This is a genomic window from Bacillus sp. SLBN-46 (genome assembly GCF_031453555.1).
Classification (GTDB): domain Bacteria; phylum Bacillota; class Bacilli; order Bacillales; family Cytobacillaceae; genus Neobacillus.
In genome coordinates this window covers 1,054,619-1,076,530 of the sequence record NZ_JAVIZM010000001.1, presented here as the reverse complement: position 1 = coordinate 1,076,530, position 21,912 = coordinate 1,054,619, and the positions used below count along the sequence as shown (strand labels likewise).

The 21,912-nt window shown below is 41.5% G+C and carries 19 protein-coding genes, 1 pseudogene and 2 riboswitches; of the genes and pseudogenes, 11 read left to right on the top strand and 9 right to left on the bottom strand.

All coding sequences use genetic code 11. The features are described 5' to 3' along the window. Window positions 1-58 precede the first annotated feature (58 nt). From QFZ87_RS05565 to QFZ87_RS05530, 8 genes and pseudogenes are all read left to right on the top strand, one after another. Complete coding sequence (locus tag QFZ87_RS05565; RefSeq protein ID WP_309858832.1) at window positions 59-1,000, top strand: carbohydrate ABC transporter permease; 942 nt, start codon at window positions 59-61, stop codon at window positions 998-1,000. Between the two features lie 7 nt (window positions 1,001-1,007). Continuing rightward, the gene (locus QFZ87_RS05560; protein ID WP_309858830.1) at window positions 1,008-1,844 is read left to right on the top strand and encodes a carbohydrate ABC transporter permease; all 837 of its coding nucleotides are present in this window, start codon (window positions 1,008-1,010) and stop codon (window positions 1,842-1,844) included. A gap of 33 nt (window positions 1,845-1,877) precedes the next feature. Then, window positions 1,878-3,221 (top strand): ABC transporter substrate-binding protein, encoded by a 1,344-nt coding sequence (locus tag QFZ87_RS05555; protein ID WP_309858826.1) that lies wholly within the window; start codon window positions 1,878-1,880, stop codon window positions 3,219-3,221. Window positions 3,222-3,303: 82 nt separating this feature from the next. Beyond that, window positions 3,304-4,420 (top strand): annotated as a pseudogene (locus QFZ87_RS05550) (glycoside hydrolase family 88/105 protein). 85 nt (window positions 4,421-4,505) lie between these two features. Next, a complete protein-coding gene (locus QFZ87_RS05545) occupies window positions 4,506-5,627 on the top strand; it encodes a type I phosphomannose isomerase catalytic subunit (RefSeq protein ID WP_309858823.1) in 1,122 nt (373 codons plus the stop codon). A 33-nt stretch (window positions 5,628-5,660) separates the two neighbouring features. Then, complete coding sequence (locus QFZ87_RS05540; RefSeq protein WP_309858820.1) at window positions 5,661-6,962, top strand: Gfo/Idh/MocA family protein; 1,302 nt, start codon at window positions 5,661-5,663, stop codon at window positions 6,960-6,962. A 207-nt stretch (window positions 6,963-7,169) separates the two neighbouring features. After that, complete coding sequence (locus QFZ87_RS05535) at window positions 7,170-8,498, top strand: ABC transporter substrate-binding protein (protein WP_309858817.1); 1,329 nt, start codon at window positions 7,170-7,172, stop codon at window positions 8,496-8,498. Window positions 8,499-8,569: 71 nt separating this feature from the next. Then, a riboswitch (ZMP/ZTP riboswitch) is annotated at window positions 8,570-8,654 on the top strand. A 48-nt stretch (window positions 8,655-8,702) separates the two neighbouring features. Continuing rightward, window positions 8,703-9,542 carry a bifunctional 5,10-methylenetetrahydrofolate dehydrogenase/5,10-methenyltetrahydrofolate cyclohydrolase gene (locus QFZ87_RS05530; protein WP_309858814.1) on the top strand — a complete coding sequence of 280 codons (840 nt, stop codon included), beginning with the start codon at window positions 8,703-8,705 and terminating at the stop codon, window positions 9,540-9,542. Between the two features lie 237 nt (window positions 9,543-9,779). Here the strand turns inward: QFZ87_RS05530 and QFZ87_RS05525 are convergent, their stop codons facing one another. From QFZ87_RS05525 to QFZ87_RS05510, 4 genes are all read right to left on the bottom strand, one after another. After that, window positions 9,780-10,046: a hypothetical protein gene (locus QFZ87_RS05525; protein ID WP_309858812.1), complete on the bottom strand. Its 267-nt coding sequence runs from the start codon at window positions 10,044-10,046 to the stop codon at window positions 9,780-9,782. 150 nt (window positions 10,047-10,196) lie between these two features. Further along, window positions 10,197-10,919, bottom strand: coding sequence for an amino acid ABC transporter ATP-binding protein (locus tag QFZ87_RS05520; protein WP_309858809.1), 723 nt, complete (start codon window positions 10,917-10,919; stop codon window positions 10,197-10,199). After that, entirely contained in the window at window positions 10,916-11,599 is a 684-nt protein-coding gene (locus tag QFZ87_RS05515; RefSeq protein ID WP_309858807.1) for an amino acid ABC transporter permease, read from the bottom strand. Before QFZ87_RS05515 ends, QFZ87_RS05520 begins: the two co-directional genes overlap by 4 nt. Window positions 11,600-11,654: 55 nt before the next feature. Further along, window positions 11,655-12,452, bottom strand: a complete 798-nt coding sequence (locus QFZ87_RS05510; protein WP_309858803.1) for an ABC transporter substrate-binding protein — start codon at window positions 12,450-12,452, stop codon at window positions 11,655-11,657. An 81-nt stretch (window positions 12,453-12,533) separates the two neighbouring features. Next, window positions 12,534-12,716, bottom strand: a riboswitch (Lysine riboswitch). A gap of 193 nt (window positions 12,717-12,909) precedes the next feature. On the opposite strand from QFZ87_RS05510, the gene QFZ87_RS05505 reads away from it, so the two are divergent. Both QFZ87_RS05505 and QFZ87_RS05500 read left to right on the top strand, forming a co-directional pair. Then, entirely contained in the window at window positions 12,910-14,562 is a 1,653-nt protein-coding gene (locus QFZ87_RS05505; protein WP_309858800.1) for a M20/M25/M40 family metallo-hydrolase, read from the top strand. 98 nt (window positions 14,563-14,660) lie between these two features. Then, entirely contained in the window at window positions 14,661-15,224 is a 564-nt protein-coding gene (locus tag QFZ87_RS05500) for a DUF6241 domain-containing protein (RefSeq protein WP_309858798.1), read from the top strand. A gap of 49 nt (window positions 15,225-15,273) precedes the next feature. On the opposite strand, the gene QFZ87_RS05495 is transcribed toward QFZ87_RS05500, so the two are convergent. Continuing rightward, window positions 15,274-16,263, bottom strand: a complete 990-nt coding sequence (locus QFZ87_RS05495; protein ID WP_309858795.1) for a DUF3231 family protein — start codon at window positions 16,261-16,263, stop codon at window positions 15,274-15,276. Between the two features lie 180 nt (window positions 16,264-16,443). On the opposite strand from QFZ87_RS05495, the gene QFZ87_RS05490 reads away from it, so the two are divergent. Further along, window positions 16,444-17,031, top strand: coding sequence for a hypothetical protein (locus QFZ87_RS05490; protein ID WP_309858792.1), 588 nt, complete (start codon window positions 16,444-16,446; stop codon window positions 17,029-17,031). Between the two features lie 441 nt (window positions 17,032-17,472). Here the strand turns inward: QFZ87_RS05490 and QFZ87_RS05485 are convergent, their stop codons facing one another. The 4 genes from QFZ87_RS05485 to QFZ87_RS05470 all read right to left on the bottom strand — a co-directional run bounded on the left by QFZ87_RS05485 (window position 17,473) and on the right by QFZ87_RS05470 (window position 21,855). Next, window positions 17,473-18,306 (bottom strand): carbohydrate ABC transporter permease, encoded by an 834-nt coding sequence (locus QFZ87_RS05485; protein WP_309858789.1) that lies wholly within the window; start codon window positions 18,304-18,306, stop codon window positions 17,473-17,475. Continuing rightward, window positions 18,306-19,238 carry a carbohydrate ABC transporter permease gene (locus QFZ87_RS05480; protein WP_309858786.1) on the bottom strand — a complete coding sequence of 311 codons (933 nt, stop codon included), beginning with the start codon at window positions 19,236-19,238 and terminating at the stop codon, window positions 18,306-18,308. Before QFZ87_RS05480 ends, QFZ87_RS05485 begins: the two co-directional genes overlap by 1 nt. A 61-nt stretch (window positions 19,239-19,299) precedes the next feature. Further along, the gene (locus tag QFZ87_RS05475) at window positions 19,300-20,616 is read right to left on the bottom strand and encodes an ABC transporter substrate-binding protein (RefSeq protein WP_309858783.1); all 1,317 of its coding nucleotides are present in this window, start codon (window positions 20,614-20,616) and stop codon (window positions 19,300-19,302) included. Between the two features lie 45 nt (window positions 20,617-20,661). Then, window positions 20,662-21,855 (bottom strand): trans-sulfuration enzyme family protein, encoded by a 1,194-nt coding sequence (locus QFZ87_RS05470; protein ID WP_309858780.1) that lies wholly within the window; start codon window positions 21,853-21,855, stop codon window positions 20,662-20,664. Window positions 21,856-21,912: the final 57 nt, after the last annotated feature.

Here is a 21,912-nt window from a genome sequence, read left to right as displayed (position 1 = left end):
TTAATTATACAAGAAACCGTTTTCATTTATTATGAGAAACAAGAGAGGAGGAAACTAGATGAATGCATCACAAAGTGCTACCGAGACTGCTGTTAAGAGTAAAAGGGTGGTGAACAAAAGGAATGTTAAAAAAGACAAATGGATTCCCTATCTTTTTATCCTACCATCTTTTCTAATTATCTTAGCTTTTCTATTTTATCCAATCGCGACTGTATTCTATTACAGCGTTCAAAACTATGATGTGTCAGCTCCCTACTATAACGGTTTTGCCGGCTTTGAAAACTTCGTTAACATCTTTACAAAAGATGAGATGTTCATTCCTAGCTTAGTTAATAGTTTGAAATGGGTGGTTTCAGAGGTAGGCCTTCAATTAATTTTCGGTATGATCTTAGCCTTACTCTTGAATCAAACATTTAAATTCAGAGGCGTCGTACGTGCTGTTGCTTTTATCCCTTGGGCCATTTCAGGGGTACTTGCATCAACAATGTGGTCCTTAATGTTCAACGAACACATGGGCGTACTGAATGACTTACTAATGAAATTAGGAATCATCGATGAACCACAGGCATTCTTAGCGGGTACATCAACAGCTTTCACCTCCGTTATTATTGCAGAGCTATGGAGAGGGATTCCGTTTTTTGCGATTACCCTACTAGCTTCCTTACAAAGTATACCGACTGAATTGTACGAAGCAGCGCGGGTAGATGGCGCCAGCAGATGGAAATCATTTATCTATGTGACGCTGCCGCAATTGAAAAATACGATTGTGTTAACTACCTTACTCCGTGTGGTTTGGGAATTTAATAACGTGGATCTCCTATTCAACTTAACAGGTGGCGGTCCCGCCCATTCAACCACCACCCTAACCATGTATATTGCTGATTTAGCTGTTCATGGAAGTAATTTCGGATATGGTTCGGCCTTAACGGTGGTTTCATTTGCTATTCTACTGATTTTCGCCATCCTTTACTTGAAACTATCCCGTTATGAAAAGGAGTGATTCTAGCATGTTTACAAAAAATAAAAAAGTCGACAAACTCTTAACTCTATATCTTCCTTTAATCATGATGCTGAGTTTTACGATCTTCCCTATTTACTGGACACTCAATACCGCGTTTAAACCTGAAGGCGACATTGTCAAACGACCGCTACAATATCTGCCGGTCAGCCCAACGGTTGATAACTTTGTCATGGCCTGGAGCAGTGTTGGTTTTGCGACCTTCTTTAAAAATAGTTTACTAGTTGGTGTTTTTACCGTCATCGCTGTACTCATTTGTTCCACCCTTTCTGGTTATGCATTGAGCAGATACCAGTTCAAAGGCAAACGAAGCTTCATGCTCATGCTGTTATGTACACAATTCATCCCAAGGGCCATGATGATCATTCCATTGTTCATCATTTTCAAAACCCTAGGATTAATTAGTAACCCACTTTCATTAATCATCACGTATACAGCCGTTGAGATTCCATTTACAACGATCCTGATGAGTGGATTTATCTCCAATGTGCCAAAAGAATTAGAGGAAGCCGCCATGATGGATGGTTGTACAAAATTGCAGTCCCTAAGACACGTTGTCTTTCCTCTATTAATGCCAGGTATTGTAGCAACAGGAGTATTTACCTTCATTTATACGTGGAATGAATTTTTAATCGCTTTGATGCTGACCAATCGACAATCCAAATTCACTCTTCCAGTTGGTTTAAGTTCCATGATGGGTGAATTTAGTATCAACTATGGTGCATTGGCAGCCGGAAGTATTATCGCTCTAGTCCCTGCAGTTATTCTTTTTGCCTACGCACAGAAACACCTAGTCAACGGTATGGGTGGAGCTGTCAAAGGTTAATAAAAATATAAAAATATTAAGGGAGGCAATATCATGTTTAAGAAAAAAGTTACAACCTCTGTTCTCGTATTAACAATGGCAACTGGTATGTTACTAACGGGCTGTGGTGGTGCAGAAGAAAAAGCATCCTCCACAACAAAAAAAGCAGCAACGAAATCAGATGAACCTGTTACCCTTCAGTTTTGGGATGAAAACGCAGGCCCAGCTCGTACACCTGTTTGGGAAGAAGTGATTAAACGATTTGAAGAAAAATACCCCAATATTGATGTTGAGTATGTCGGTATTCCAAACGCTTCCGCCAAATCAAAATATGATGCTGCCATCGCAGCGGATGATATGCCAGACGTAGGTTCTATGCAGACCACTTGGCTTCCTGAATTCTCAATTCGTAAAGCCTTACTTCCACTTGACTCGTATTTCAAGAAGTCTGATATCAGCACGAAAATTAACAAAGGTGCAACGGATGTAAACAAGAAAATCACTCAAGATGGCAAGCTTTACGGTATTCCTTATGCGCAAAACTTAGATGCTTTATGGATCCGTACAGACTGGTTCCAAGAAGCAGGCATCCAAGAGCCGAAAACATGGGATGAATTCTTCAATGTGATCGAAAAAATGAGAGATAAAGACAAAAACCGTTATGGTTTTACAATCCGCGGCGGAGCAGGTGCTTCCTTCACGATTCAAAGAGCGATGTTTGCTTATAGTGGTTTAGACTTCTTTGATAAAAATGGAAAAACAAACATCAATGATCCTAAACATGTAGAGTTTGTAGAAAAGTATTTCTCTTACTACAACAAATTAACGCCAAAGAGTGATATCACTAATGGTTATAAAGAAATGATTGCAGGCTTTGATACGGGTGTTGTCGCAATGGTACACCACAACCCTGGTTCTTTTGGTGAGCACAGTAAGGCGTTACCTGCAGGCTCCTTCAAGTTAATTCCACTACCAACAACAGAAGATGGTAAATATGTGGCTGAAGGTGGAAACGCAGTTAACCTAGGTATCTTCAAATCAACCAAACATGCAGATGAAGCTTGGAAATTTATCGAATTTATTAACTCAGAAGAAGCACAAAGCTACTGGAATGAAAAAACAGGTCAGATTCCAACAAATAAAGATGTATTAGATGATGAATGGGTACAAAACGCACAGCATATCAAGGTAGCATTTGACGTCTATAACAATAAAGATACAAAGATTTATATGCCTCCATTCTATTTACCAGATTACCGCGCCATCCTTGACGGTGTCGTAGACCCTGGTGTCCAAGCAGTCATGAGTGGAAAAATGACAGCAAAAGAATTCTTAGATCAATGGGCAAAAGCCATCGAAGAATCTAAAAAGAAATACGACGAAACATTTAAAAAGTAAACAAACTTCTGGGTGTTGATTCAATTAACACCCAGTTTGTCCATGCACGTGGGAGAAATTTTTTAAAAAAGGAGACTGAACAATGGGAATCACATCAGAACAAATTGGAATTGAAACACCATTAGCCATGGCCGAAAAAGCCTGCCAAGCCCTAATGAACAAATTCCGTGCAGAGGACTTACCTCCAGTTAATTCCTTTCATTATCACCAAGGGGTATTTTTATATGGAATGTTGCGCGTATGGGAAGCAACAGGCAAAGACGAGTACTTTGAATACATCAAAGCCTATATTGATAGCTTAGTAGATGAAGAAGGCAATGTATGCTTTGCCCGCGATGAGCTGGACTCAACGATGGCAGGGATTCTCCTCTTCCCTCTTTATGAAAAAACGAAGCATCCAAAATATATGATTGCTGCTAAGCGATTAAGAAGTGCATTAGATACAATTAACAGAACATCTGAAAATGGTTTCTGGCATAAAGAAAAATACCCTTATCAAATGTGGTTAGACGGCCTTTTTATGGGTGGACCATTCATGCTTCTGTACAGCGAGCATTTTCATGAGGAAGAACTGGTTCAGCATGTTCTGCTCCAAGAAAAACTTATGAGAAAGCATATGACAGACCCTAAAACTGGTTTACTGTTCCACGCTTGGGATGAGAAAAAAGTACAGCCATGGGCGGATTCCGAAACAGGCTGCTCCCCGGACTTCTGGGGACGTTCGGTTGGCTGGTACGGTACGGCATTGATTGATTTGTTAGAGATCTTAGGTGACAAAAAACGTGGTCAAGAGGACCTCATAACTTCTCTTCAAAACTTTATCCCAGCCGTGGTAGCGCAACAGAATAAGGAATCCGGTCTCTGGTATAAACGTGATTAATAAGGGCGATCGACCAGACAATTGGTTGGAATCGTCTTGCTCTTCCCTCTTCTTATATTTTATTGCGAAAGCGGTTAAGCATGGTATTGTCGATGATTCGTATCGTGAAGTAGCTAATAAAACCTATGCAGGATTATTGCAGCATATGGTAGATACGGATGATCATTCTTTTACCTTAAAAGGGATTGTCATCGGTACAAGCGCCGGCACTTACGATTACTACGTATCACGCCCAACTTCAGAAAACGACCTTCACGGGATGGGTGCCTTTATCCTAGCTAGTATGGCTCTATATGATCTGAATAAAAGCCAGCAATAGTTTTTAATATAGCAAAATGATTCGTTTGAGAGCTTCCAGTGAAATGGAAGCTTTCTATCTTATTTTTATAAGGAGGTTCTTACCGATGAATGTTCGTACGGTAAAGCTAGACGGAACAGCGCCAATTAAGTTAGAACCTACAAGGTCTTGGCGGACTTACTTAGGTGGAAAACTCATCGATGAATTATATGGAAACCCTGACCCGAAGGATAGCCATTATCCGGAAGAATGGATGATGAGCATCATTTCTACGACTCGAAACGCAGACCGTGAACACGTTAAGGACGAGGGATTAAGCAAGCTAGATGTTCCCGGTGTCGATATGAGCTTAAAGGAACTCATCGAGAAAAATCCGGAAGCATTCCTTGGTAAAAAACAAGTGGAGACATTCGGCAATGAGACCGGCGTATTAGTGAAGTTAATTGATACAGCAGAGCGATTAATCATGCAGGCTCATCCTGACAGGGAGAAAGCTAAAAAATTATTCAACTCTATGTATGGAAAAACAGAATGCTGGCACTTCATTGGCGGCAGAGAAATCGACGGCGAGGCTCCCTACGTGCATGTTGGGTTTAAGCCCGGTGTAACGAGAGAACAGTGGAAAGCTTTGTTTGATGAACAAGATATCCAAGGCATGCTCAATTGTCTGCACAAATACGAAGTCCAGCCTGGTGATACCTTTTTAATAGAAGCGGGCATCCCCCATGCTATTGGCTCCGGCTGCTTATTAATTGAAATTCAGGAGCCATCCGATTATACCATTCGTTTAGAAAAGGTTTCCCCTTCTGGATTACAAATCGATGATTTTTTAATCCATCAAGGTTTAGGCTTTGAAAAAATGTTTGATATTTTTAGGTACGAGACGTTTTCACGGGATGAAACATTGGAGAATTGGCAGGTTGCTCCCGTTGTTTTGGCGGAATCAGAAGGTCATCGGGAAATCGAACTAATCGGATACAAACGGACACCTTATTTCAGAATGACCCAGGTCGAGGTTCAGAATAAGGTGGACATTCAAGGAGACGGCGTATTTTCCGGACTGTACATTCTTTCTGGAGAGGCCACCATTGTTACAGGTGAAGAAGTTCAGCCAGTTAAACAAGGAGATCAGCTGTTCATTCCGGCTAATGTGTCCCATTTTTCAATTGTAAAAATGGGTGATAAAACAGTGAAAGCATTACGGTTCTTTGGGCCTGAGGTCTTATAATTTTTCAATCACCTTACATGGGAGGCTTTTAATATGAAGAAATATGTCATCTGCGGCGTGAGCAATCGGGCATTACAAATGTTTATCAAACCACTATTAAATGAATTTTCACAGAAACATGAGATTGTGGGTCTGCTCGATTCTGACTCACTAAGATTTACGATTTGCAAAGACCAATATCCAAGGCTGGCACAAGTTCCCACCTATTCTCCCGAACAATTCGAGAAAATGATTGATGAAACACAGCCGGATTATGTCATTGTCGCTGGTAGAGATGATACCCACGTAGATTATATTTTAAGAGCTTTACATAAACACGTAAATGTCATCACCGAAAAGCCGATGGTGACAAACGCTGAGGATGCCTATAAGGTCATACAAGCCGAGGCAGAAAGCAAAGGGAACGTCACGGTTACTTTTAACTATCGCTACAGCCCGTTCCATCGAAAAATTAAAGAGATGATCCTCGAAGGGAAAATTGGCCGAGTGACATCGGTTGATTTAAATTGGTATATTGATACTTTCCATGGATCGAGCTACTTTAAACGCTGGAACCGTGATCGAGAAAAATCTGGTGGATTATCGATTCATAAATCTACTCATCATTTTGATCTTGTTAACTGGTGGCTGGACCAAAAGCCTGAAGAAGTATTCGCTTACGGAAACTTAAATTACTATGGGCCAAACGGGGAATTGAATCCACGAAAGGAATCGGGGCGTTTCTGTGGAACCTGCGACGTTCGAAATGACTGCAGTTATTTCAGACGCTGGAACCCTAGAAGCGGTTCCTCATCGGTAAGAGACGACCATCTTTTAGCAGGCGTGTATGAAAAAGACGTTCCTTATTCGAATTATCGGCCTGATGCATGTATTTTTGATGAGGAGATTTCTATTGAAGATACGTATGTAGCAACCGTGAAATATGACGGTGGCAGCTTGCTCAGTTATTCGATTAATTTCTCTGCACCTTATGAAGGGTACCGGTTAGCGATTAATGGTACAAAAGGAAGAATTGAAACGACGGAATACCATGAACCGTCACGTATTCCATTTGAATATCCGGAACAAACCATCGAATACTACCCTCTTTTTGGCGGAAAAGAAACGATTGAACTGGTCAAAACCCCTGGCGGACATGGCGGCGGCGATCCGATTTTACTAGAGGACCTGTTCCTCGGGTCTGACCCCGCCCGGGACTATCAAATTTTAGCAGGTTCTGAAGCCGGTGCCTACTCTATCGCAGTCGGCGAAGGCGTATGGCGGTCAGTACAAGAAAAGAAACCAATAAACATCAAAGAACTCCTTTTTCACCCAGACTATCAAGTAACTAAATAATTTTCGGAAAACATACAATGAGTCGTGCAAAAGACTTGTCGTATGTTTTTCTTTGTATAGAGTCCATTGTTGATTGGAGCGGAAGTCAACCATTCCCTTTAACAAAAGATTTCTATTTTACAATGGAAATTTTGCTTTGACTTTTTCTTGAAAATACGTCATGGTATGGAAAGAATTACTTTAAGGCATCAATAAGGAGAATTAAGAATGCTAAGGAAGAAAGTAACGACCTCCATGCTTGCCATGACCATGGCTGCTTCATTGGCACTAACCGGGTGTCACGGAAAGGATCAATCAACACAGAAATCCAGTCAAAAAACAGAGCAAATCGTCCATCTCACTTTTTGGGATGACAATTCAGGGCCACAGCGTACGCCCATTTGGAAAGAACTAATAGACAAATTTGAAAAAGAGAATCCAACCATTGATATAAAATATGTAGGCTTACCGAAAGACTCAGCAAAAGCAACGTTCGATGCAGCGATTGCAGCAGAAGATACACCAGATATTGGTAGTGTCTATACCAGCTGGCTTCCGGAGTATTCCTCTCGACATGCGCTACTGCCCCTCGATTCCTATTTTGCTAACTGGAGTGAAAAGGAAAAAATAAATAAAGATGCGATTCGGTTTAATCAACAAATCGTAGTCGACCAAAAATTATATGGAATTCCTTATACACAGAACCTTGATATCCTCTGGGTCCGATCCGATTGGTTGAAAGAGGCACATATGAAAGTTCCTGAAACGTGGGATGAGTTTTTTCGTACCGCTGAAAAATTAACTGATCCTTCCAAAAAGCGCTATGGCTTTACCATCCGTGGAGGGGCAGGCGCGTCTTTTCAGTTGCAGCGAATGATGTATGCCTACTCGGGCATTGAAGCCTCCGTCATTAATGGAAAAAGTACCATTAACGATCCAAAGCATGTAGAATTTTTAAAGAAATATTTAGCTTTGTATCAAAACTACACCCCTAAGAGTGATATCACCAATGATTATAAAGCGATGCTTGCTGGATTCGATACAGGTGTTGCAGCAATGGTGCAGCATAATTTAGGCTCTTATGCCGAGCATAGCGAAGTATTTACACCAGATCAATTCCAGGCAGTTCCTTTGCCAAAGTCAGTTAAAGGGCAATATGCAGCAGAAGCCGGAAACGCTATTGGCATTAGTATTTTTAAAGAAACCAAGCATCCGAAAGAGGCATGGAAGTTTGTTCAATTCATGAATTCCAAGTTTGCCCAAAGCTATTGGAATCGAAACGTCGGTCAAATCCCGACGAATACGGATGTACTAAATGAAGCGTGGGTAAAGACTGCCCCTCACATTCAAATAGCTGCGAAAGTCTATAGTGACCCGGAGACCATTCTTAATGAGCCTCCCTTCTATCTGCCGGAATACAGCAGAATCCTGTATACCATCGTGGACCCTAGCATTCAAGCAGTGTTAAGCGGAAGCATGACGGTGGAAGAGTTGTTAGATCAATGGGCCGGCGCGATTAATGAGGCACAACAGCAGTATGATCAACAGCATAATTAATAGTAGAAAAAAACAGCCAACTTGTACGGTTGACAATTATTCTTTTTATGTTATCTTTTTCATATAACAAAAGCAGTCACAGTAACTGACGACATCTGTGGAAAAAACCACAAGGAAGCTGTGTACTTATATGGTCGGGTCGTCTGGGCAGAGATAAGGTTGTATTTCCTTATCTCTTTTTTATTTTCTTTCGGAGGCGATAATATGGAAAAAATCATTTTAGATGGAACTGTTGTAGCTAAAGAAATCAAAGAAAAATTAAAAGGACGAATTGAAACGCTTAAGGATAATGGGATCATCCCGTGCCTTGCCACCATTTTAGTAGGAAATGATCCTTCCTCAGAAACATACGTAAGAATGAAAGGGAATGCTTGTGAAAAATTAGGTATTCATTCAATTCGGGTCCATTTGCCTGAAGAAACAACGACAGAAGAATTGTTAACAGCAATCAAAGAATTAAATGAAGATGAAACTGTACATGGGATTCTCCTGCAGCATCCGGTCCCATCCCACATCGATGAGCGCCTGGCTTTCGAAGCCATTGATATTCGAAAAGACGTAGATGGAGTGACAAGTGCAGGTTACGGCCAGACGGCATTAGGGTTTGGACAGTATCCATCCTGTACGCCAGCAGCAATTATGGAAATCATCAACTATTATAAGATTCCAGTCGAAGGGAAACATGCGGTTGTTGTGGGAAGAAGCCCGATCTTAGGTAAGCCTGTTTCGGCGTTACTTCTTAATGAAAATGCGACGGTGACAACATGCCATTCCAAAACGACAAACCTACCCGACATTTTAAAACAAGCAGATATCGTGGTGGCAGCGGTAGGAAAACCCAAATTTATTCAAGGTTCCTGGCTTAAAGAGGGGGCTGCTGTCCTCGACGCTGGATATAACAAAGGAAATATTGGAGATATCGATTATGAGGCATGTTTAGAGGTTGCTAGTGCCATCACACCTGTCCCAGGTGGTGTAGGCCCTGTTACCATTTCCATGCTCTTGAAACATACGGTTGATTCGGCTGAGAAAAATAGATTGTAATAAAATGCTGTGTTAAAGAACGGTGTTGACTGTTACACCCTGTTGATTGGAGCGGAAGGCACGAAGACTCCTGTGGGAGTATGGTTCAGGGGAGACCCCGCAGGCGCTAGCGCCGAGGAGGCTCGCCGAAACACCCACGGAAAGCGAAGTGCCTGGAGCGGAAATCAACAGGCCATTTTAACAGAACCCAATGAAAAAATAGGAAGCTAGTCTTTTTAAGATTAGCTTCCTTTTTATTTACCTTTTAAAAAGTTTCCTTTGTTTCATGTAATCGATAGCCTTAGTTTTATTCTTTTGTTTAGAAACATATTCTGCTTCGTTTTTATCACTATAATAGTTATTAAATCTTTCTACTGTAAGAGTACCTTCAGAAATTGCCTTTTTAACTGCACAGTCAATCTCGTTTATATGAGTACAGTCAGAAAATTTACAACTCCTGGATAACTCTATTATATCTTCATATCCATGATCTAAGTTTTTAGATTCTTCTTTATTAAATTTCATTTTTCAACTCCCTCTTTTATCTTGTTGAACCAACCTACAACATTACTTCAATATTAAAGTGCATTTCTCCTTCTTGAAGAAATGCACCCTTTACTTTAATAAATGGAAAAATAACGTGTGGCAATTCACACGTCATTTTTGAATGGGATCCTATAAGATTTGATTCAAGAACCGCTGTGTCCGCTCATGCTGAGGGTTCACAAATATCTCGCTTGGATGTCCTTCTTCTATTATATTACCGTCCGCAAGCATGATCACACGGTCAGCCACTTCTCGGGCAAACCCCATTTCATGGGTAACGATGACCATCGTCATCCCTTCGCGAGCAAGGTCCTTCATAACCTGAAGCACTTCCCCTACTAGCTCAGGGTCCAATGCCGAAGTCGGCTCATCAAACAGCATGACTTTTGGTTCCATCGCCAACGCTCTTGCAATCGCCACCCGCTGCTTTTGCCCACCAGACAGCTGCTCCGGATAGTAGTTTGCCTTATCAGCGAGGCCAACCTTTTTCAAAAGGGCCGTCGCTTTTGCACTAGCCGCTTCTTTCGTTTCTTTTCTAACAAAAATTGGGGCTTCGATAATGTTTTCTAACACCGTTTTATGCGGGAATAGATTGAAATGCTGAAACACCATTCCTACCTTTTCTCTCACTTTATTCAAGTTCGTTTTGGTGAGGTCAATTTTTTCAGAATCAATCGTAACCTCTCCCTGCTCAGCCACCTCTAAAAAGTTTAAACAGCGAAGCAACGTACTTTTTCCAGAACCGCTGGCACCAATCAGTACGACCACTTCTTGTTCATTTACTTGCAAATCAATATTCTTTAACACGTCAAGCTTTCCAAAGGATTTTGATAGATTTCGAACATCAATCATGCAACACGTACCTCCTTCGGCTTACTAACATCCAGTTTCTTCTCCAAACGGCTGGCAATCCATGTGAAAAGAAGGACGATAATTAAGTAATAGATTCCCACCACAAAATACGTTTCAAACGGCATATAGTTTTCCCCTTGTACACTAAGAGCCGTGTTGTAAAGGTCTGTTACCGCTATATAAGCAACTAGCGAAGAATCCTTTAAGCCTATAATGAACTGATTGGCAAGGGACGGAATTGATCTTTTGAAAGCCTGCGGAAAAATAATCCTTCTCATCGCAAGTGAATAGGTCATTCCAAGCGACCTGGCCGCTTCCATTTGACCACGGTCAATTGATTGAACCGCTCCTCTGAAAATTTCTGCAATATACGCTCCCGCATGAACACCCAATGCCAATGCCCCCGCCGTGAAGCTATCTAAATTCACGATGTTGGCAAGTCCATAATATAAGAACATGATTTGAACAATCAGTGGGGTACCGCGAATAATCCCAATATAGATGTCGGCAATGCGATTTAATAGTTTACTATTGGAAATCTTAAAGGCGGCAAAAATGATACCAATCACCATCGCAAATAATAGAGAGATCGCTGTAATAGAGATTGTCATCCAAGAAGCTTTCAAAAAAGCAATTCCATGCTCACTAAAAATACTAATAATATTATCTAAAAAAACCACGAGGCTTACCTCCTTAATTTGTCAAAGGGGGACAGTCCCCCTTCGACACAATTTCTTACTTTTCCATTACGTTGGTGTTGAACCATTTCATACTGATTTTTTCGTACGTACCATCGTCAATCATTGATTGGATCGCTTCGTTGATTTTGTCAGCTAGCTCTTTATTACCTTCAGCAACCGCTACGCTTACACGGTCTTCGTTCAACAATTCACCGATTGCTTTGATTTTTAGACCTTTTTCATTTTTCGCACTTACCCCAACAATTTTGTCAGTAATAACCGCATCCAAGCGGCCAAGTGCCAAGTCTTGAAGAGCGTTTACGTCTGTTGGATAGCCTTTGACTTGATCAGATAAATCTTCAGCCATGTCCTTCCATGTGCTTGCTTGAATAACTCCGATTGACTTACCCTTAAGGTCTTCCTTCGATTGGATATCTGTGTTGCCTTCCGCTACAAAAATCTGTGCACCAGATAGATAATATGGATTCGTGAAGTCAACCTGCTTATCACGCTCAGGTGTAGCCGTCATACTTCCGATGATCGCATCATACTTCTTCGCCTTTAACCCTTGAATAATCGTTTCCCATGGGTTCGTTACAGGGTTGGCTTCCAGGCCAATTCGCTTCGCAATTTCTGTTCCGATTTCAACGTCGAATCCAGTTAATTTACCGTCCTTTTTAAAGTTTAACGGCGGATATTGTCCAGTCATAGAGAACGTTAAGGCACCTTTTTTCACTAATTCATTCTTGCCACTGCTAGCTTTTGCTGCTTTTTCTCCGTCAGCCTTCTCTGTACCGCATGCTGATAAAAGTAACATCATCGCTGCAGCTAATAAAATTGCATACTTTTTCATAAATATACCTCCCTAGTTGATAAAAAAACACCGTCACATATGCGCATGACGGTGTTCGATACACCCTCATCAATTAGCATTGGCGAAGATAGTTCTCCACAATTCCAAGGAACTGTGACAGTTCTGCCCCTATTCGAGTGCAGACCCAGCTTTCTGAAAAAAGTGATTTCAGAAGCTTCGGCGATTGATCCTTTTTCCTATTTTCATAGATTTCACTGAATCTCCCATAGGATACTTATAAAAATCGCGACCTCTACCCCATCTAATGCTTAAAGACGAGGATTTTTATATTTAGTTTGACGAAACTTTTTTTAGTATATAAAAGTATTCTAACAAATGCAATAATATTTTTGATGGAATTTACATCCAAATGAAAAACCTTGACGGGTTTTCTTTCTTGAGATACATTTTTCTAAAATACCAAACTTCCAAATTACTAGAAAAGAAGGTTAGGCGTATGTTGCAATGTCGAGAAGATGTACTGGCATTCACGAAACAGCTCGTAAACATTGAAAGTGTCGTAAATACTTATGGCGAAAAAGCTATTGCCCAGGCTTTATATGCAATGATTTCCTCATGGCCCTATTTTTCAGAAAATCCAGGCCAGCTTGTTTTAGAACAGACCCACAATGACAATCAAGAGCGCTATAATGTGCTGGCGTTTGTCAAAGGAACAAAGGGCACAAGCAATCGGACCGTCATCCTAATGGGTCATACGGACACAGTCGGAATTGATGATTTTACTCACTTGAAAGATCAGGCCTGCTATCCCGAGGAGCTAATGGACTCCCTGAAAAAAGAGGATCTGCCCGCTTCTGCACAAAAACATTTACAGTCGGGAGATTGGCTGTTTGGTCGTGGCGTCCTTGACATGAAAAGCGGAGTCGCTAGTCATCTCTATCTCTTAAAATATTACTCGGAACACCCTGAGGAATTAGACGGAAACCTGGTTCTTTTAGCAGAATGTGATGAGGAAGACAGCTCACACGGTGTTCTTTCTGCGTTAAAAACATTGAAACGCTGGAAAAATGAACATGGTTTCGCCTATTCCGCTGCGATTAATGCCGATTTCGTGGCGCCGCGCTATGAAGGCGATGACAATCGGTATATCTATAAGGGAACTGTCGGAAAATTACTGCCGTCGTTTTTTATTACAGGGGCAGAAACACATGTAGGCTCAGCCTTTGAGGGGCTAGATCCTAACTTTATCGCGGCCGAACTGACGAGACAAATCAATTACAACCCAGAGCTTTGTAACGAAGCGTTTGGCGAGACGACCGTGCCGCCTGTTTCGTTAAAGCAAATGGATTTAAAGCCGTCATATACAGTTCAAACGGCTTTATCTGCTTATGTCTATTACAATTTCTTTATCCACTCTTGGTCTCCAAAGGACGTGCTTGAAAAATTAAGAGAACAGGCTCATATCGCTTTTACTAATGCCCTGACTTCTTTTGAAGAAAGATATAAGCAGTACAGTGCATTGAGTGGGGAACCCTATGTTCAGCATCCTTGGAATCCGAGGGTCATGACGTACGAGGAAATGGAGCAATTATTGGTGGCTGAGAACGGCGAAACGTTCACTGCACATATGAATGAGTTTAAAGAGAAGCTTTTAAATAATACGGAATTAGATACACGCATGTTTGCAGCGAGAGTGGTAGAGGAAGCGTGGAATTGGATGAAGGATAAGAGCCCGGCGATTATTCTATTTTACTCGTCCTTATATTCTCCAAGGATTGAATTGAGCGGAAAAACAGAGGATGAATTGAACTTGATTCATGCGTTGGATGAAGCGGTGGAAGAAATGCAGCCGCACTATCCACATCCGATTGTGACGCGAAACTTCTTCCCTTATATCTCGGATATGAGTTTTGTCGCCCTGAGTGATGATGAAGCAGGCATTAAGGCCGAAACGAACAATAATCCAGGCTGGGGCACGAAGCTCTTTGTGGATTATCAAGACATCCGCGACATCAATGTACCGGTCATCAACATCGGACCATACGGCTTAGATGCACACAAGAAATTGGAGCGGATGGAAATGACCTACTCACTAGAAGTCGTTCCAAACCTAACCAACCTTGTCATTCAAAAGCTTTTAAACAAATAATCTCTAAAGCTTGTAGACCCTCCTACAAGCTTTTTTTACAAGAATCATGTAAAATAAAAGGAAATTTAGTAAAAAACAGGCATAAAAGGGGGATGGTTGTGAAGAAAATTTTGATTGTTACAGCCATTGTTTTCGCTGTTTTACTAGGTGGATTCTATGGAACCTATAAATTTATCAACAGCGAGGCCGTTTCCGGAAGCAAACAAGAGCATGTAGATGCGGAAGCTGTGGATAACTCTACTTCTCCTAAGAATGAGGAAAGTGAACAGACAGATAAAATTGGCGGCGTTCAATACGATATCGGCATTGACAACAGCAGCTCCGAATATAAAGTCATTGAAGTAATGCACAAGATGACGCACCAAAAAGTGAAGGCTGACGAAAAATGGGGAGCCATTCCTATGGTGCCTGACACCATTAATCGCGTGTATGAGATTGTGAATAACAGTGATTATGACCGAAAAGACCAATTGCTGGCTATTCTTGAAAAATGGAAGGCAGAAAATTTTGCGGCAGTCGATGACGACCACAATTATTTCTGGCAATATCAAGGCGGTACTGTCGGGCAAGCCCACGGCATCTTAAGTAAAGCCGAAGAAGAAACCTTTATCTTAAATAATTTTGGTGATGACATCGCAAAAGAAGTAAGCTCCCAGCAGTAGCGGAGCTTACTTCTTTTACTTTACTCAATATTTCATCGGGACAGCGGGCTTATTTTTGTTTCACTGTTTGTGGAGGCTCTTCCATCCATCCGTGCTTAATCATGATTTTGGCACCCTCATGCGCATATTCGAAAATATCTTTCATGAAGATCGACAATTTCACCGGCAAATCATTCCGTAAACTAAATGCCGTGCCTACTGAGTTGCCTCCTAAAGAAAAACCACAGAACAGACTGACGCAGTACATCATGATTTTATCTGAGAAGGGCGCAAGGGTTGAGGCAGTGATGTTCCCACCCGCAGTTGATGGAACGGGAATATTATTTTCTAATAGGACCTCACCCATCTCTTTAATGATGGCTGCTGCCATCTCTCCACCCTTTGTGAAAAATTTACGCACATCCTTTTTTTCAGCACATTGAGCAAATCCGTAAATCATTTGCATCCCCGTCACATTGGATTCGATGGCATGATAAATATTTGCCAGTTCAACCGTGTTGAGAGAGCGTTTCCCACTAATCGGGTTAAATCCACCTAAATAGTTGGTATCTTTGACAAACTCCACATCTTTCGTGGTTGAAACATACGGTGAACGGGGAATTAATCCCTTTTCCAGCAGATATTTGGTACATTGATGATAATATTTTTGAGTCATACTCGTAAGGTCCATATACATTTGAATCACATCATCACGATAGGACATCGTTATATTTAGTGTATGCATCGCCATACTGATTTCTTTAATCATCCGGACAAACATGATATCAAAACCATTATCATAGAGCTTCGGTACCTCTTTATTTACATCTTGGTCCGTAAATCCAATTGGCACAGGGATTCCTTCACTTTGATACAGTTGAACAATCTGTTCAATATATGGACCAATCTCTTCATGTAAATTTGTCATAATTGTTTTGGCATCTTGGTCGTCTGCTTTTTCGATAAAGTACTCTAACATATGTTTAATCATCGTCTTTTGTTGATAGGTCATCCATAATGTTCCGATCTCAGATGACGCTAAAGCTGGCATTTCAGGCATGTTAATCTCTCCTCAGTTCAACCTACTTTTTGTTAGTTTGAACCATGTATGCTTTATCATTCACTTTTTACAAAAAAAACCGAATGATTCCCTCCATTATTTTATATAAATACTATTTTTCCCCACTTAATTTTTTTATAATATAGGGTGGAATTCTATTATTTTTAAGGGGAATATGTAATGAAACAGACAGAGATAACAAACCCAATTTGGGCTTATTTTGTCTTAATTGGGGGTGGAATATTTGCATTTTCTACTCTACCAGGCATGCTTATGCTCATGACAGTTCCATTTTGGAAACCGGATGAGATTAGCTTTTTTTCAGTCCTGTTCATGGTCATCGGACTATGTGTACTCATTGTGATCGGATGGGGAATGAAAAAAGCATTTGTTGCGATAAAAACCTATAGAGCGTGGATTAAAACGGTTGAGCCTGTTGTTGGCGAGAAACCAATAGAACTAATAGGTGGCAAAGGAGAGAAAACAGCCGAGCCATTAGACGGCGGGTCAGAGAAAAAGAAAAAGCCGATTTGGCCTTGGATCGCTCTTGCTCCAAGTGCACTAATATTGGTTAGTTCAGGACCAGGTGTCCTCATGCTGCCAATTGCCCCACTCTTTTTAGCAGGAATGTCTACCGATTCAGGGAACACACCGGGCTATGTACCAGGTCTGATTATTGTGATTGGGTACGGACTACTCATTGGCTACACTGTTTTGGTGGTAAAAGCCATTAAAACATTGCGCGGGGACAGTCCCCCAGTGCGGTAAAGCGCTGGGGGACTGTCCCCAGCCGTTGTCTCCATGGTGGATAAATATAGCTATTATTTTGTGGATATCGATTTTTTTAGCCATTTTTATCTCCTTTTGGGGATAAGGTAGATCTTTCTTGTGGATGATTCGGTTTTCTTACGAGTCATCCACTTTTTTATGTGGAGAAACCCATGATATTTGTGGATGATCCACATTGAAAAGTGGATGCAACATCTTTTATTTGCGGATAACTCGCTTTTATTTGCGAATAATCCACATTTATTTGCGGATAACCAGTTTTTATTTGCGGATAAGTCACTTTTATTTGCGATAAGCAGGTAGAGTGCCTCACTCAATCAGTGGATAACCTGATCCATTAGCGGATAGCCTCTTCCAATCAGCGCATAACCTCTCTCAATTGGCGGATAACACCTGCCAATCAGCGGATGGCCAAACCATTTATCCTTTGACCGAACCTTGTGTCATGCCTTCAACAATGTATTTTTGCGCAAAGGCGAAAAGGATGAGCGTTGGGATGACGGATAATACGGTGGCCGCAGACATAGATCCCCAGTCGATATCATACTTCGTAATAAAAGAATTCATGGCAACCGGAATCGTTTTCGCTTCCTCCTTATCGATAAACATAATCGCCAGAAACAACTCATTCCAGCACTGAACAAAGGCGAAAATAAAAGTGGCTGCAATCCCAGGCAGCATCACGGGGATGATAACTTTAAATAACGCGGTCAGTCTCGAGCACCCATCAATCATCGCCGCTTCCTCAAGAGTAGATGGAATCCGCTCGAAAAACCCCTTCATAATCACCGTACAAAAAGGCACCATCATGACCGTATACATCAGCATAAGGGCTGGTAACCGGTTGAGCAGTTGCAGCTTGGACATCAATAAATATAATGGCGCTAACCCTATAAATAACGGGATCATTTGCGTAATAAAAAAGGCAAAAATCACTTGCGATTTCCCTTTAAATTCAAAACGTGCCAGGACATAGCCGCTCAGCATCGCAATGAGAAGAGAGAACACTCCAGCAACCACAGACAAAATCAAGCTATTCGTGATATAAATACCAAAATTAGAGATTTTAAAAATATCAATATAATTTTCAAACGTAATCGTTTCCGGCCAATAGTGAATGGGGAAGGTAAACATGTCCTTGCCTGGTTTTAGCGACGTAATGAAAATCCAGTAAAGCGGAAACACCGTAAAGACAAGGAACAAGGATAGAAAAATCACCTTAAACAGCAGCTTCCAATTGATGAGCCTCGTCATTAAAAATCACCCGCTTTATTGAATTTCGTTGCCAATAAATAAAAAATAGAAAAGCACAATAAAAGGAAAATCATAATGACACCAATCGAAGCAGCCTGTCCATAGTTCTGTCCCATGATTAATTTTTCCAGCATGAAAGTTGAAAGAATATGAGTGGATCCTGCTGGCCCGCCGTTAGTTAACGAATAAATCAAATCAGGGAAGTTTAAAATCCAAATCACGCGCAATAACGTTGTGACAATCAGCGTCGGTAAAATATACGGAACGGTAATCTTGAACAACTGTTGGAAATAGTTTGCCCCGTCAATCTTGGCCGCTTCAAACAACTCGTCTGGAATCGACTGCAGGGCGGCTAAAATCATGATGGAAAAAAAGGTGATTCCATACCAGACGTTTGCCACAATGACGGAAACCATCGACCAAGTGGGATCTGCTAAAAAAGGAATCGCGGTATCAATGATTCCTGCCTTCAACAACAGGTCATTTATCACGCCACTTTGCCCATTTAACATCCACCGCCAAATCAACCCGATTAAGAAACCGGACATCGCCCATGGAAAGAAGATAAAGGCTTGGTACACGCCTCTGCCTCGGAACTTTCTCCGCAATAATAGTGCAACCACAAACCCAATCACAAACTGGGGAATGAGTGAAAAAAACACCCAATAGAAGCTATTCACTAATGACTCTTTAAATCCAGGATCAGCCATGACAGTTTTAAAGTTATCGAATCCGATGAACTCGATGTTCGTTAAGTCAAATAGAGAGTAATTTTGGAAGGCCATAATGACCCCTTTGAATAATGGATAATAGATGAAAACGGCGACAAGCAATAAGGCAGGAAGTAAGCTAAGGAAAATAAACAATCCATGCTTGGAGATCGAAAACGTTGGCAAGCTTCGATTGGTAACTGGTTCAGTTTGCGTCTTCAAGTGTCATACGCTCCTCTCTAAAACATAAGGGGGCAGCAGAACTCCACTGCCCCCACCGGTGCTATTTTTTATTGGCTTTTTCCTTTTTCCAAAAATCAGACCACTTGGCTAATGCGTCTTCCTTCGATAGCTTTCCTAACAACATGGCCTGAATATCTTTATCAGCCATCGCTCTGTATTCTGCATAACCCTTGTACTCAACAGGACGGTCAGCAATCAAGAACTCTTCTGGCTTTGCATTCATTTGGATATAAGAGCTGAAGTAACCTTCCTTGAAATACGGGTCATCCCCTGCACTTAAATGAATCGGAATTAACGAATTATTTTTAGCAAAGTATAGGTTTTGCTCTGGGCTTGATAGGAAAGAAACTAGCTTCCAAGCTTCATCCTTATGCTTCGAGTAAGCTCCAATTCCCCAACCAGCTGTTCCGGCAGGCTGTTGAGCCACACCTGATGGCGTACCTTTTGGAAGTGGAGCGGTTGCCCACGTCCCTTTTTTCATATTTTCCTCAGCCGTTACAATAACCTCTGGGTCCTGGATTAACATCGCTGTCATGCCAGATGTGAAGCCTTGAACCATTTCAGGGTAGCTCCAGCTAACGGAATCTGGTGGCGATGCTTCTTTGTATAATTTCAAATACGTATCTAGTACTTGTTTTGCTTCAGGCGTTTCAAACATCGTTTTTCCTTCTTTTGTAAAATAGGCATCATTCTGGACAATATTTTTTCCAAGATAAGACCATGTCATAAATTCAATATAATCCGCTGCACCGGCACCGCCTCTAAAGCTGTAGCCGTAGCGATTCTTCGATTTGTCCGTCAATTTAATGGCCGCGTCCACTAGCTCATCCCAAGTTTCTGGAACTTTGATGCCAGCCTCTTCAAACCAATCTTTTCTGTAAAATAACGTTTTTTCATACACACCATATGGAATGTAATAAGGATTGTGGTCAACCGCAGTCGCACCGTGTTTGATGGTTTCGGTTAATGTATCCCACTCCTTCCACTGGCTTGTATAGCGGGAAAGGTCTTCAATAAACTTGTTATTCGCGAAATTTTTAACGGTTTGCTCGCGGACCTCTAATACATCGATATCCTCTTTTGCCATTAACATTTGGGTGATTTTTTCATCCGCACTCTTTAATGGCGGGGAGATGAGCTCCACTTTAATCCCTGGATTTTCTTTTTCAAACTTGGAAATCATCTGTTTCAACAGCTTGGTTCTTGCTGGGCTTGTAATACTCTCAACCATTCGTAGTGTGACTTTGGCTTCGCCTTCTTCCGAGCTTGTTTCTTTGGATTCGCTACAGCCTGCGAGTAGGCCTAGGAAAACCATGACAAGCACCAACATCAAAAATCCTTTTTTGAGATGAAGCATCAAATTTATCCCCCTCTGAAATGTTTTTCTTTTTTATATAAAAGGTCAGCCTTTTATACCGTTTGTGATTGTAGCTCTAAATGCCGTGTTGAGGTCTTCCATCAGTTCATCGACGTTTTCTAACCCGACAGATAGTCGAATTAAGCCTGGATCCATGCCGCTAGCAACCAGTTGCTCCGTGTTATAGCCGTAATTCGGTGAGATGACGAGACTCTCAAAGCCCCCCCAAGAAACTCCGATTTGGAACTGTTTCAGGTTGTTAATCACCTTGCGAACGGACTCGAAGGAATTGTTCGCGAGTTCAAAGCTCAATAAACCGGAATATCCTTTTAATTGCTTGGTGCCGAGTTCATAATCTGGAGAGCTTTTTAAGCCTGGATAGTTTACTTTTTTGACAGAAGGATGGTTTTCTAAAAAGGTGGCAATTTTCATCCCGCTTTCTTGATGTGCTTTCATTCGTAGAGGCAGGGTGCGCAGTCCACGCATTAACAGCCAGGCTTCATAGGGTGGCATGACTCCGCCGAGTAATTGATATTCGTGATAGAATAGGTGATCCATGATTTCTTTGCTGGTGATGAGCGCCCCGCCAACGAGGTCGCTATGGCCCCCTAAGTATTTGGAAACGGAATGGACCACCATATCGATTCCTAGTGTAATAGGGTTCTGGAAAATAGGAGTCGCCCAAGTGTTATCAATAATCGTTTTGATACCGCGCTGCTTGGCTAGGTCGGCAATGGCCTTCAGGTCAACGAGCTTAAAGGTCATGGTGGTTGGGCTTTCTAGGTAGATGACTTTGGTGTTGGGCTTGATGAGAGATTCAATGGTGTCTAGATCGGTTTGAAGTGTGTTGGTGTGAGTGATACCAAATTTTTCGGCATAGGTGAAAAACTTCGTGGTAGGTCCGTAAATATTGCTAATGCTTAGTACGTGATCTCCTGCTTTTAGGAACGTGAGGATGGCAGATGAAATAGCGGCCATTCCTGAGGCGAATAGTTTACATTTCTCACCTTTTTCGAGGGCGGCAATTTTTTGCTCGACGATTTGGACGGTGGGATTGGTGCCACGCCAGTAGAGATAGCTGTTTTGCTCGTCCTTCATGGCTTCGGCGAGCTGGTCAAAATCCTTAAAGACAAAGAGAGAATTTTGATAGATAGGCGGAACAACGGCTCCGTGGAAGCGGTCATATTCGTCACCGAGATGGGTGACAATATGTTCATCTGATAAAAATTTGTTCGTCATTCTCATTCCTTCTTTCGTTAGTTTTGTGCCGAACCGTGTTAGCCTAGTATGGCTGTT